Annotated in this window: 14 protein-coding genes and 1 other RNA gene; 5 read left to right on the forward strand and 10 right to left on the reverse strand. The window is 63.2% G+C overall.

From position 1 onward, the window contains the following. Positions 1-8 precede the first annotated feature (8 nt). The 8 genes from FJ443_RS11105 to ffs all read right to left on the reverse strand — a co-directional run bounded on the left by FJ443_RS11105 (position 9) and on the right by ffs (position 8108). Positions 9-1652: an ABC transporter substrate-binding protein gene (locus tag FJ443_RS11105; protein ID WP_140496855.1), complete on the reverse strand. Its 1644-nt coding sequence runs from the start codon at positions 1650-1652 to the stop codon at positions 9-11. Between the two features lie 253 nt (positions 1653-1905). Beyond that, positions 1906-3183: a lytic murein transglycosylase gene (locus tag FJ443_RS11110; protein ID WP_140564877.1), complete on the reverse strand. Its 1278-nt coding sequence runs from the start codon at positions 3181-3183 to the stop codon at positions 1906-1908. Between the two features lie 197 nt (positions 3184-3380). After that, positions 3381-3986 (reverse strand): recombination mediator RecR, encoded by a 606-nt coding sequence (gene recR, locus FJ443_RS11120; RefSeq protein WP_140496859.1) that lies wholly within the window; start codon positions 3984-3986, stop codon positions 3381-3383. Positions 3987-4084: 98 nt separating this feature from the next. Further along, positions 4085-5044, reverse strand: a complete 960-nt coding sequence (locus tag FJ443_RS11125; protein ID WP_140559690.1) for a cell wall hydrolase — start codon at positions 5042-5044, stop codon at positions 4085-4087. Between the two features lie 196 nt (positions 5045-5240). Further along, positions 5241-5648, reverse strand: coding sequence for a hypothetical protein (locus FJ443_RS11130; protein WP_140496863.1), 408 nt, complete (start codon positions 5646-5648; stop codon positions 5241-5243). A gap of 71 nt (positions 5649-5719) precedes the next feature. Next, the gene (locus FJ443_RS11135) at positions 5720-6043 is read right to left on the reverse strand and encodes a YbaB/EbfC family nucleoid-associated protein (RefSeq protein WP_140496865.1); all 324 of its coding nucleotides are present in this window, start codon (positions 6041-6043) and stop codon (positions 5720-5722) included. A gap of 30 nt (positions 6044-6073) precedes the next feature. Further along, complete coding sequence (locus FJ443_RS11140; protein ID WP_140664004.1) at positions 6074-7906, reverse strand: DNA polymerase III subunit gamma/tau; 1833 nt, start codon at positions 7904-7906, stop codon at positions 6074-6076. Between the two features lie 105 nt (positions 7907-8011). Further along, an RNA gene (gene ffs / locus FJ443_RS11145) (signal recognition particle sRNA small type) lies at positions 8012-8108 on the reverse strand. Positions 8109-8252: 144 nt separating this feature from the next. Between ffs and FJ443_RS11150 the strand changes: the two genes are divergently transcribed. From FJ443_RS11150 to FJ443_RS11170, 5 genes are all read left to right on the forward strand, one after another. Next, positions 8253-8672, forward strand: coding sequence for an HIT family protein (locus tag FJ443_RS11150; RefSeq protein WP_140664007.1), 420 nt, complete (start codon positions 8253-8255; stop codon positions 8670-8672). Positions 8673-8723: 51 nt separating this feature from the next. Further along, complete coding sequence (gene nudC, locus FJ443_RS11155; RefSeq protein WP_140496871.1) at positions 8724-9665, forward strand: NAD(+) diphosphatase; 942 nt, start codon at positions 8724-8726, stop codon at positions 9663-9665. A 19-nt stretch (positions 9666-9684) separates the two neighbouring features. Continuing rightward, on the forward strand, positions 9685-9990 hold the full coding sequence (locus tag FJ443_RS11160) for a Dabb family protein (protein ID WP_140658016.1): 306 nt from the start codon (positions 9685-9687) through the stop codon (positions 9988-9990). Positions 9991-10186: 196 nt separating this feature from the next. After that, positions 10187-10441, forward strand: a complete 255-nt coding sequence (locus FJ443_RS11165; protein ID WP_140513114.1) for a type II toxin-antitoxin system Phd/YefM family antitoxin — start codon at positions 10187-10189, stop codon at positions 10439-10441. Further along, a complete protein-coding gene (locus FJ443_RS11170) occupies positions 10441-10866 on the forward strand; it encodes a type II toxin-antitoxin system VapC family toxin (protein WP_140513112.1) in 426 nt (141 codons plus the stop codon). The genes FJ443_RS11165 and FJ443_RS11170 overlap by 1 nt, the downstream gene beginning before the upstream one ends. Positions 10867-10921: 55 nt before the next feature. On the opposite strand, the gene FJ443_RS11175 is transcribed toward FJ443_RS11170, so the two are convergent. Next, entirely contained in the window at positions 10922-11785 is an 864-nt protein-coding gene (locus FJ443_RS11175; protein WP_140664010.1) for a prephenate dehydratase, read from the reverse strand. Positions 11786-11820: 35 nt separating this feature from the next. After that, entirely contained in the window at positions 11821-12549 is a 729-nt protein-coding gene (locus tag FJ443_RS11180) for a 3-deoxy-manno-octulosonate cytidylyltransferase (RefSeq protein ID WP_140556751.1), read from the reverse strand. Positions 12550-12651: the final 102 nt, after the last annotated feature.

The following is a 12651-nucleotide window of genomic DNA, read 5'->3' on the forward strand; positions in this document are numbered from 1 at the left end:
CGCCGGCGCTATTCCTTGGAAACCGGCCCAACGAAATTGGTGTCGAAGCTCGGGCCGAGCGCGAAACCCTTGAGGTTCTTGCGCAACCCGGCGACTTCCAGCTGCTGATGGATGATGACGAAGGGACTGGTATCGAGGATCTTCTGCTGCAGATCCTTGTACATGTCGGCGCGCTTGCCCGAATCCTTCTCCAGCAAAGCGGCTTCGGTTTGCTTGGTCAGGTCCGGAATATCCCAGGCGTTGCGCCAGGCCAGCGTCTTGGACTTGCCCTCATCCGAATTGTCCGGGTTCGAGGCAAAGGTCTGGGCATTGGAGTTCGGATCGAAATAGTCCTGGCCCCACTGACCGATATAGATGTCGTGGTTGCGGGCGCGGTACTTGGTCAACGTCTGCTTGCCGTCGCCGGGAATGATCTCAAGCTTGATGCCGGCCTGGCCGAGCGTCTGCTGGATCGATTCCGCCATGCCGGTTGTCGGCTGGCCGGTGCGCACATCCATGGTCACGCTGAAGCCGTCGGGCAGGCCTGCCTTGGCCAGCAGTTCCTTGGCCTTGGCGACGTCGAGCTTGAACGGGTTCTTGTCCAGTTCTCCGAGCACGCCCTTGGGCAGGAAAGTCTGGTGGATTTCACCGATGCCCTTGAGGATGGTCGAGCTCAGCGCGTCATAGTCGACCAGATATTTGAAGGCCTGGCGGACTTCGGGCTTGGCGAGGTTCTGGTTCTTCTGGTTGAGGCTGATGTAGTAGACAGTTCCCTTCGGCGCACTGGTTGTGGTGAGGTCGGCGTTCTTGGCAATGGCGTCGAGGTCGTTCGGCTCGAGATTGCGGGCGACGTCGATGTCGCCGGCCTCAAGCGCCAGGCGCTGTGCTGAGCTTTCCTTCATGTTGCGGTAGATGACGCGGGCAAGCTTTGCCTTTTCGCCGTAGTAATTGTCGTTCCGTTCGAGCACGACGGCCTCGTTGGCGCGCCACTCACGCAGCTTGTAGACGCCCGAGCCGGCATAGCCGGTCTTCAGCCAGGCATTGCCGAAATCATTGTCCCATTTGTAGTCGGCGCTCGGCGTGACCGCCGCGACATGTTCCTTGACCAGCTTGGCGTCGACGACCGAGGCGACGGTGGCCGACAGGCAGTTCAACACGAAGCTCGGCGCATAGGCCTTGTCGACGATGAACTGGAAGGTGGTGTCATCGACCGCCTTGGCCTTTTCGGCGACATTGTCGCCGCTGATCCCGAACTGGTCGATGATGAAGGCCGGGCTCTTGTCCAGCTTGACGGCGCGTTCGAACGAATAGGCGACGTCGGCCGCGGTGATCGGGTTGCCCGAGGCGAATTTCAGGCCGGGCTTGAGCTTGAACGTGTAGGTCAGGCCATCGTCCGAGACGGTCCAGCTTTCGGCGAGGTCGCCCTTGACCTTGGAGGTGTCGCTGAGGTCGAGCCGGACCAGCAGGTCATAGGTGTTGCCGGTGACCTCGGCGGTCGACAGCTCGAACGCCTCGCCCGGATCCATGGAGATGATGTCGTCGATGGCAAAGCCTTCGACCAGCGTGTCGGCTGGCGTGACCGCGCCAGCCGGCGCTCCCGCGAGAAGCAGCGCCGACATTGCGGCACCCGCAAGCAGAATGCGGGATCGTAGAGCAAGCTTTTCCATCATCATGGTGATTGTTCCCTGTTTTGTTGACCTGAGTTCCCGGCTCAGGGTTGCGGTGTTTTTCCAGGCCGACAAGGGCCCCCTTTGACCACTTACCGTCGTGGTTTTTGTCCAGTTGGTCAACAGCATATCCGGCGGCCTCGCGGCGGGCAACGAGCATTTATGCGTCGGCTCACTGGATCATAGTGGCAGGCGGGCGAGCGGGAGCATGCGAAGGCCAACAGAGGCCAGCAGTCGAGAAAAAACCCTGACTTGAGAGTTACTTCAGAGCAGCGACCAGGCCGGCATCGGGAAAGCAGGTGGCGGGCTTGCCGTTCTTTTCCTGCCAGGCGCCGATCGAGCGGCGGGTCTTGAAGCCGGGCAGCCCGTCGGCGCTGCCGACATCATAGCCCTTGGCCTCCAGCGCCCGCTGCAGGGCGGCGATATCGGAGCGGTGGAGGTCACCGACCGCGCCCCAGTTGCCGGAAAAATTGGCATCGCCATGGGCGATGCGATCGGCGCCATGGCCTATGAACAGGGCATAGAGGTCGCTGGTGTTGTATTGCTTCAGCACGTAGAAATTGGGCGTGGCGATGAAGCCCGGGCCGCTGCGGCCGGCCGGCATCAGCAGGAAGCCCTCGGCCTTCAGCTCGCTCGCCGGGAATGCCTTGCCGCCGACACGCTTGATGCCCATTGCGGCCCATTGCGAGATTGTCTTGCCCTGGTCGGGGCCTTCGAGCGAACAGGAGACGCTCTCGGGAACGGTCACTTCGAATCCCCAGCCACGTCCCCTCACCCAGCCATAATGGACGAGATAGTTAGCGATGGAGGCGAGCACGTCAGGCGTCGAGCTCCAGATGTCGACGCGCCCGTCGCCATCGAAATCGACGGCATGCTTGAGGAACGACGTCGGCATGAATTGCGGCTGGCCGAGCGCGCCGGCCCAGGACGATTTCATCGCATCCACCGGGGCCAATCCGCGCTGGACGATCTCGAGCGCCGCCAGCAGCTCGGTGCGGAAGAAGTCCTTCCTCGTCGACATGAACGCCTTGGTGCCGAGCACCTCGAAGGCGTCGTAAGGCATCTTCGCCGCGCCGAACCCTGTTTCGCGGCCCCAGATCGCCAAAAGGACCTCGCCCGGCACGCCATAGCGCTTTTCGATCGCGGCGAGCGTCCTGGCGTTGGCCGCCTCGCGCGTCCGCCCGCCCGATGTGACCGCGCGGATGGTCTTCTCGGCGAAATAGGCGCCGGGCGAGCCGAACTCGGCCTGATGCTGCTTCTGCGGCGTCTTCGGCTTCTCGCCGGGCATGACAAGATCGGGCAGCTTGAGATTGGGTTTGACGCCGTCGAAAGCGGCATCGAAGGTCTGCTTGGAAATGCGCTTGGCCTTGGCGTCAGGCCACAGATCGCTCCGGAGCCAGGCGCGGAACTGGTCGTCGATCTTGGCGGCCGAGGCGGGAGGGGTGAGGAACAGTGCAGCCAGTATCGCCAGGAAAAACGCAAAGCAGAACTTGCGGAGGCCGCGTTCCTTGGCGCCCCCCTCTGGCCTGCCGGCCATCTCCCCCTCAAGGGGGGAGATCGACTGTTGTCTCTGCCTTCGCCAAACACCGCCGTTGAAAAGGAGATGCCGGCTGCGAAATTGCCAATCTCCCCCCTTGAGGGGGAGATGTCCGGCAGGACAGAGGGGGGCGCCACGGAACGCCAACTTTTGAGGATGCGGGAGCATCGTGACAAGCATCCTTCCCCGCAATCGCGTCAAAACGCCGTCCTGGAGCGCAGCGCTGCCGCCAGCGTGCCTTCGTCGAGATAGTCGAGTTCGCCCCCGACCGGCACGCCATGCGCCAGCCGCGTTATCTTCACCTCGAAACCGTGCAATTGATCGGTCAGGTAGTGGGCCGTGGTCTGGCCCTCCACCGTGGCATTGACGGCCAGGATGATCTCCTTGACCTCGCCGCCGGCGACGCGGTCGACCAATGAGCGGATGTTGAGCTGATCGGGGCCGATGCCGTCGAGCGGCGACAGCGTGCCGCCCAGCACGTGGTAGCGCACGTTCATCGCCGCCGCCCGCTCCAGCGCCCACAGATCAGAGACGTCCTCGACGACGATCAGCGTGCCGGCGTCACGGCGCGGATCGGTGCAGATCATGCAGGGGTCGGACGTGTCGACATTGCCGCAGGTGGAGCAAATGCGCACCTTGTCGGCCGCCTCGCCCATGGCGGCGGCGAGCGGCGACAGCAGCTGTTCCTTCTTCTTGATCAAATGCAGCGCGGCGCGCCTGGCCGAACGAGGACCAAGCCCCGGCACTTTGGCCAGGAGTTGGATCAGGCGTTCGATCTCGGGACCCGCGATTCGCTTGGACATTGCCCTGATCTAGAGCAATTCCGCGAAAAGTGCGAAGCGGTTTTGCGTCCGGACCGCGTCTCCAACCAGCACCGGCAGGCCGTCAAGTGCGGCCCGCCTCAGTTGGTTTCGAGCGGACGGCTCTGGCTGACGATCATTGCGCCGATGGCATCCGTGTTCTCAGGCGTCGACTGGAACCCCATCGCCGCTTCCTGCGGCGCGCCCTGCACCGAGGAAATGACCTTCGTGTTCAAGGTCCCGCCAAAACGAGCGGCGTCCGGTTCCTCCATCGGCTCCTGCATCGCCACCATCGTCGGCTTCTCCTGGACGCGCGCGGATTTTGCGGCCGGCGCAGCCGATGCCGTCACGTAGGTCTGCTGGGCCGCCTTGCCGGAGCGCACCGGCTCCGCCGCGGCAGTCACGTACGCCGCAGCGGTGCGATCGGATGTCTTGGCCGTCGGCTCGGCGGAAGCGACACGAGTCGCGGCTACTCCGGGCAAGGCTGCTGGCTGCTCGGCCGAGGCGACCGCGACCGTCGGCTCGTCCGGCAGCGGCTGCCAGTTGCGGCCGCGCTTCTCGTAGAACGCATTGCCGCCGGCGACCATGGTGTAATGCATATTCTTGTAGGGGAAGCGCAGGCCCGCGGTGTGGAAATACATCGTGTTCTTGAGCTTGGCCTTGCGCTCGCCCTTGAGCACGGCGTCGGCGGCTTCCTCGACATCGGGCATGGCACGCGAATTCATCGGCCTGGTCATGACGCCGGGCGCGAACTGGCCGCGCTCGCCCACCACCGCGCAGATGGTGTCACCATGTTTGCCGGAGCGCAGCCGGTTCATCACGACAGTGCCGACGGCGATCATGCCATCGCGGCTCGACCGGTTGGATTCGAAGAACATCACCCTTTCCAGGCATTCCCTGTCCTTCGGCGTGTGGTAGCCGCGGGAGCTCAGGAAACTCGGCGTGATGGCGTCGGTCAGGCTGGACATGCCGTGTGACGCGGTCTGGCTGCAAGCGGCCAGGAACAGGGGAGACGTGACGACGCCGAGCAACAGCGGCGTCTTCCATCGCGTGGCAATCAACAGGTAACCCTCTCACTTCGATGCCCGCCCCCAGGCTGCGGCAAGAATGAGACACTTTCGGGCAAAATGATGGCTAAAACGTTATTGGTGAGATGCTGTTGCCAAACTGGCACAGTTACGTGGCAAGATCCGGACTTCAAGCCTTTGTTTTATGCACGCCCTTGTCCAGGCCGAGACCGCTTTTGGACGACATGCATTATCGCCCGGCTGAAATCGCTGCCGGCCGTCCTGGCTCAATTTCTTCGAATTTCTCCGAGAACAGCCCGCGCTTCAGGAACAATGCTCGCGCATTGCGGGCGACCGGCGCGATCTTTCCCGGCCAGTCGCTGTCGATGAACTCGGACCTGGTGAAATCGGGATTGGCCTCTCCGGCAGCCTCCAGGAAATCCGCGATCTCCAGCACGATGGCGCGTTCTTCCTTCGAGAGCGCCGAAGTGCCCGCTTCGATCGAGGGGCGATGCACGAAATCCTCGAACAGGTTGAAATAGCCCTTGATGCCGACGAGATCGACGCCGGCATCAGAATCGGCCAGGATTTCCAGGATCTCGTAGATCCTGTTGCGGATACGCTGCTCGATCAGCCTTTCGGACGGCTCTTCGGCCATGGCCAACTAGTCTTTGGCTTTATGCATGTCGTTATCCCCAAAACCGTCGCACACTCTTGGGCGACATGCATCTAGAACGGCAGTTTCATTCCCGGCGGAATCGGCAGGCCGGCGGTCAGCGCCTTGGTCTTTTCCTGCATGATCTGCTCGACCTTGGCCTTGGCGTCATTGTGAGCGGCCAGAAGCAGGTCTTCGAGGATCTCGACCTCATCCTCCTTGAACAGAGACGGGTCGATCTTCAGCGACTTCATCTCAAACTTGCCGGTCAACGTGACAATGACCAGGCCGCCGCCGGCCTGGCCGACGGCTTCGACCGTGGCGATCTCGTCCTGCATAGCCTGGAACTTGGCTTGCATTTCCTTCGCCTTGCCCATGAGGCCGAGAAGATCTTTCATGGTCCGATCCTTTGCAGAGTCGTGGTTTCGTCAGGGTTCGTCGTCGTCCGCCGGCGGCTCGACCGGCACTTCGGCTTCGACCGCGTCGGCTTCCGGCGCGTCGGGGATGCGCACGTCGATGATCCTGGCGCCGGGAAAACGCGCCAGGATGGCGGCGACCGTCGGATCGCTCTTGGCGTCGAGCAAAGCGTTCTCGCGCCTGGTCGATTCCATTTCGGCCAGCGTCTGGCCGCCCTCTTCCTTCGACAGCGACACCAGCCAGTTGCGACCGGTCCAAGCGCGCAGCTTGGTCGTCAAATCGTTGAGCAGCATTTTGGGCGCATCGTCGGTCAGGCTGACGTCGATGCGGCCGGGCTCGATGCGCACGAGGCGGATGCAGCGCTTGACCAGCACCTTGAAGGCGATGTCGCGCTGCGCGTCGGCAAGGGCGACAATATCGGCCAGCGATTTCAGCGGTATTGGCTGCGCCTCCGGCGCCGGCTGCACAGGCGCAATGAAGGCGGCCGGAGCGGGCGCGGCTTCCACCAGCCGCATGGTCTGCGCGCCGCCCGACCCGCCGGGCATGCGCGCCTGCGCCACTGCGCTGGCGCCGTTGCCACCAGGAGCGCCGCCATTACCGGGGCTCGCCGGCGCGCCGTTCGAACGCGGCGCGGCGCCCGGCGCCGGCAGGCCGTTCTCCAGCGATCTCAATGCTTCGTCCAGCGTCGGCAGGTCGGCCGCATGCGCCAGCCGGATCAGCACCATCTCGGCGGCACTTACAGGGCGGTTGGACGACTGCACCTCCGGGATGCCCTTGAGCAGCATCTGCCACGTCCGCGACAGCACCTTGATCGAGAGCGTCCGCGCGAAATCGGCGCCGCGCTCGCGCTCGTCCTGCGACAGCGCCGCGTCGTCGGCGGCGGCCGGAACGAAACGCAGCCGGGTGACGAGATGGTTGAATTCGGCAAGGTCTGTCAGCACGGCGGCCGGATCGGCGCCGGTGTCGTATTGCGCGCGCAATTCCGCCAGTGCCGCGGCAACGTCACCCTTCATGACATGTTCGAACAAATCGACGACGCGGGCGCGATCGGCGAGACCCAGCATCGCGCGCACGGCTTCGGCGCTGACCGCACCACCGCCATGCGCGATGGCCTGGTCGAAAATCGATTGAGCATCGCGCATCGACCCCTCGGCCGCGCGCGCGATCATCGCCAGCGCGTCGTCTTCCGCCTCGATGCCTTCCAGGCCCGCTATCCGGGCGAGATCAGCCTTCACCACAGCCGCATCGATGCGCCTCAGGTCAAAGCGCTGGCAGCGCGACAGCACGGTGATCGGCACCTTGCGGATTTCGGTGGTGGCGAAGATGAACTTGATGTGCGGCGGCGGCTCTTCCAGCGTCTTCAACAGGCCGTTGAAGGCCTGCGTCGACAGCATGTGCACTTCGTCGATGATGTAGACCTTGTAGCGGGCCGAGACCGGCGCGTAGCGCACCCGTTCGATGATGTCCCTGATGTCGTCGATGCCGGTGTGCGAGGCGGCATCCATCTCGATGACGTCGACATGGCGGCCTTCCATGATCGCCTGGCAGTGCTCGCCGAGCACGGCAAGGTCGACGGAAGGCTGGTCGATTGTTGCCGTTTTATAATTCAGGGCCCGCGCGAGAATGCGCGCGGTCGTGGTCTTGCCGACGCCGCGCACGCCGGTCAACATCCAGGCCTGGGCGATGCGGCCGGTGGCGAAAGCGTTGGTGAGCGTGCGCACCATCGGCTCCTGGCCGACCAGTTCGGAGAAATTCGCCGGACGGTACTTGCGCGCCAGCACGCGATAGGCGCCAGCCTTGCCTATCTCCAGGCTTTTTGGTCCCGAATTTCCGGCTTCGCTCATTCGCCCGCAAAACTCCAAATGGCCGCGCCAAAAGGCGGCCGATTCCTGCGCATAGTTTCGCCCGCGCTGCAATGCGTCGTCAACGTCGCGAGAAGGGCCGATGAGGTGGGAGGCTGGAACAATGACCCGTTCCGGGCTCGTTAGGGCTGCTTCCTTCCGGACCTGACCCGGTTGGCGAGTGGATCGTCCACCACCAACCTCCCTCCGTCCATATCGGCAATTCGGCGACGAAATGCAAGGGCGCAGGCAAATCGGCTGCATCAGCCACGAGATTCGCTTGCAGCCTCGATGCAGCCGCTCTAGCGTTCATGACTCTGAGGAAAACACCAAAGCAAGGGAAACGCCGATGCTGCCGGGCCTGAAGGCCGGATTCACGCTGGATACCCGGCTGGAGGCGGACAGCGAGCAGTTGATGTGGCTTGGGCTGTGTGAACTGCGCGTGATGAACGACCGCCGCTGGCCATGGCTGCTTCTGGTGCCGCAGCGGCCGGGCGTGGAGGAAATCCACGACATGACGCCGCTCGACCAGACAATGCTGACCTTCGAGACCAATATGGTGGCGCAGGCGCTGAAGAAGGTGACCGGCTGCACCAAGATCAACACCGGCGCGCTCGGCAACATGGTGCGCCAGCTGCACATCCACGTCATCGCCCGTTCGGAAGGCGATCCCGGCTGGCCCGGCCCGGTGTGGGGGCACGGCCTGCGCGAGCCCTATCAGCGCTCCGAGCTGCGCCAGTTTGCCGAAACGATAAGGGCGGCGCTATAAGCCTTCCCGTGTCCATCCCGAACGTGTCCATCCCGAACGCCCAGAGTCCGCATGAGCTTTAGCCTGTTTGACGCGCCCTTGCGCGAGCCGAGCCAATTCGTCGGCTTCGCCGGCAACAGTATCGACCGACAATCCGAGAACCGCGCCGACGATTCGGTCGACAAAGCGCTCGCCGATCCTGGAACCAGGCTGCTTTTGATGCAGGGCGGCCGGCTCTACCTGAAGGTTCGTGACGGCAGCTTCGACCCCTGGTTCGGCGTCGCCGAAAGCCTGCCCTTCCAGACCTTGCCCGGCAGCGGCGTGCTGCTTGGATTCTCCGACCAGGGCCCGGTGCTGGCGGTGACCGCCGGCCTCGAGCCGGAACAGCTTCCCGAAACGGTCAAGGCCATCGACTACCGCTCGGTCTATATGCAAGGCCTGATCGACGAAGCGGCCGCCGGAGCGATGGCGCAGGGCGCCGCGCTGCTCGCCTGGCACGCCAGCCATCGTTTCTGCAGCAAATGCGGGACCGAGTCACAAATGCGGGCCGGCGGCTACAAGCGCCATTGCCCGAATTGCGGCACCGAGCATTTTCCGCGCACGGATCCGGTGGCGATCATGCTGACGGCGACGCGCGAGAAATGCCTGCTCGGGCGCGGCCGGCATTTCGCGCCGGGCATGTACTCCGCCCTTGCCGGCTTCATCGAGCCGGGCGAAACGATCGAGGCGGCGGTGCGCCGCGAGACGCTGGAGGAGGCGGGCATCCGGCTCGGCCGCGTCGTCTACCACGCCAGCCAGCCTTGGCCATTCCCCTATTCGCTGATGATCGGCTGCTTCGGCGAGCCGCTCAATGAAGACATCCAGGCCGACCTCAACGAGCTGGAAGACTGCCGCTGGTTCTTGCGCGACGAGGTCCGCCTGATGCTGGCCAGGGAGCATCCGGGCAATCTGATCACGCCGCCGAAGGGAGCCATAGCGCATCACCTGATCCGCGCCTGGGTCGACAGCGAATAAGGGAAATCAGGAGAGGGAAATGATCCGCCATACCGTCGTGTTCACGCTGAAGCATCCGCCGCACTCGCTGGAGGAAAAAAGGTTCCTGGTCGACGCCAAAAAATTCCTCTCGGCGATCAGGGGCGTCACCCATTTCGAACAATTGCGCCAGGTCAGTCCCAAGAACGACTACCAGTTCGGCTTCTCCATGGAATTCGCCGACCAGGCCGCCTATACCAGGTACAACGACCATCCCGACCACGTCGCCTTCGTGCGCGACCGCTGGATTCCTGAAGTCGAGACCTTCATGGAGATCGACTATGTGCCGCTTGGCGCAGTGATTTAGAAGCGCACGGCATCCAGTCCCGGTCGTGTTCCATAGCTTATCGCGGGCGCGAAACACAGCCAGTGCCGTGGCACTCCTATCAAGGCAGCGCAACCCCAATCCTGGACTTGCGATGAGTTGCCAATCGCGGTCGAATCTTGCAATTCTGCTTAAGTAGATTAAATGTAGCTACGTGACTACATTTTGCGAGGCTGATATGATCGTCACCACGCTTTCGGGCCGCGAGCTCAATCAGGACCTTGGCCGTGCAAAACGCGCCGCCAAGGACGGACCCGTGATCATCACCGACAGGGGGCGGCCGGTGCATGTCCTCTTATCATTCGATGAGTACAAACGGCTCACCGACAAAACGCGGTCGCTCGGCGAGATGCTGGCTGCGCCGGAAGCTGGAGAGCTTGATTTGCCGCTCCCGCCCCGCACGGAACATGCCAAGCCAATAGACTTGTCCTGATGCTGTTGCTCGATACCAATGTGGTGTCCGAACTGCGAAAGGTAGCGAGCGGCAGGGCGCATCCTAATGTCGTGCTATGGAACGAGACCGTCGATCCCGCCGAAACCTTTATCTCGTCCGTGGTCCTGCACGAACTGGAGATTGGCGTGCGACTAGTGGAACATCATGATGCCATTGCGGGCAAGGTGCTGCGCAATTGGTTGGAAAATGCGGTTCTTACGACATTTTCCGGTCGAATCCTGTCTCTGGACGAGGCGGCGGCCGTTCAGGCGGCCCAATGGCATGTACCCAATCCCAAACCGATCAACGACGCCTACATCGCAGCCACGGCCTTCACCCGGCGTATGACGCTGGTGACGCGCAACATCGGGGATTTCGAGGGAACCGGAGTAGCACTCGTAAACCCGTGGGACTTCCCGAACTAGGTACTTTCATGCATGTCGTTGTCCCAAAACCGCTGCGCAGTTTGGGCGACAGGCACTAATCCGCTACCTTCCACTGCTCGCGTGACTCACTCGCCGGATAGACGCCGAGGATCCGCACCTCGCGCGAGAAGAAGCGAAGCTCGTCCAGCGCCAGCTTGACCAGCGGATCGTCGGGGTGGCCCTCGATGTCGGCGTAGAACAGTGTCGCCGTGAAGGCGCCGAGTTGGTAGCTCTCGAGCTTGGTCATGTTGATGCCGTTGGTGGCGAAACCGCCCATCGCCTTGTAGAGCGCGGCCGGCACGTTGCGGACGCGGAAGATGAAGGTCGTCATCATCTTGGCGTCAGGCGACGGGCGTTCGGCCCACTGCTTGTTCTTGGTCAGGACGACGAAGCGCGTGACGTTGGAATCGGTGTCCTCGACATTCTCCTCGATGATGTCGAGCTCATAGAGCGTGGCGGCCAATGCCGGGGACAGGGCGGCCATGGTGCGGTCCTTGACCTCGGAGACCATCTTGGCCGCGCCCGCCGTGTCGCCGGCGACAACCGCCTTCCAGCCATTTTTGCGGACGTATTTGCGGCACTGGCCGAGCGCATGGATGTGGCTGTGGACGGTTTTGATCTCGTCACGCCTCACACCTGGCAGCACCATCAGCTGGAAATGGATGGGCAGGAAATATTCGCCGACGATGTGCAGCCTCGATTCCGGCAGCAGATGGTGAATGTCGGCGACGCGCCCGGCGATGGTGTTCTCGATCGGGATCATGGCGAGATCGGCCTTGCCGGTCTCGACCGCGTTGAACGCGTCCTCGAAGGTCGGGCACGGCAGCGGCTGCATCGAGGGATAGACGTTACGGCACGCGGTGTCGGAATTGGCGCCGGGCTCGCCCTGGAAGGATATTCTGTTGGTCTTTTCAGGCATGGCCAATTCTCGTTGAAGGGGTGTCGGTTCGGCGCTCAGTTTGAAAGGATCGTTCTGGCCCGTTCCAGGTCTTGCGGCGTGTCGACGCCGAGCGGCAGCGACCGCACGATCTCGGCGTCGATGCGCATGCCGGCTTCCAGCGCCCGCAACTGCTCCAGCCGCTCGCGGCGTTCAAGCGGCGACGGCTTGAGCGCCACGAAGCGCTCGAGCGCCGAGCGGCGATAGGCATAGAGACCGACATGGTGATAGAGCGCGCCCTCGCCCCAGGGCGCGGTGGCCCGGGTGAAATAAAGCGCCCTCAGCCTGGTGGCCGACAATGGCGAGCCAACGATCTTGACGACGTTGGGATTGGTCTTTTCCTCGTCGCGCTCGATCTCGACGCCGAGCGTGGCGATGTCCACCGCCTTGTCCTCGAACGGCCTGAGCGAGGCCACGATGATCGCGGGATCGATGGTCGGCAGGTCACCCTGCACATTGACGATGGTTTCGACCTTGTTTGCCGGATCCAGCACCGTCAGGGCCTCGAATATCCGGTCCGAACCCGATTCGTGGTCCGAGCGCGTCATCACCGCCTCGAAACCATGCGCGCGCACCGCTTCCGCCACGCCTTGCGTGTCGGTCGCCACCACCACACGGCCAAGCCCGGCCTCGGCGGCGCGGCGCGCGACATGGACGATCATCGGGGCGCCGGCAATGTCGGCCAGCGGCTTGCCCGGGAGCCGGGTCGAGGCCATGCGGGCGGGGATCAGGATCAAGGTGGACATCGGTTTGGCGGGCGTTCGAAACGAGGAGGGGAAAGTGGCAAAAGGTCTCACTGGAAGCGCCCTTATAGGTGTTGCAACGCCGGAGCAAAAGACCTAGTTTCC

This window comes from Mesorhizobium sp. B2-6-1 (assembly GCF_006440475.1).
Classification (GTDB): domain Bacteria; phylum Pseudomonadota; class Alphaproteobacteria; order Rhizobiales; family Rhizobiaceae; genus Mesorhizobium.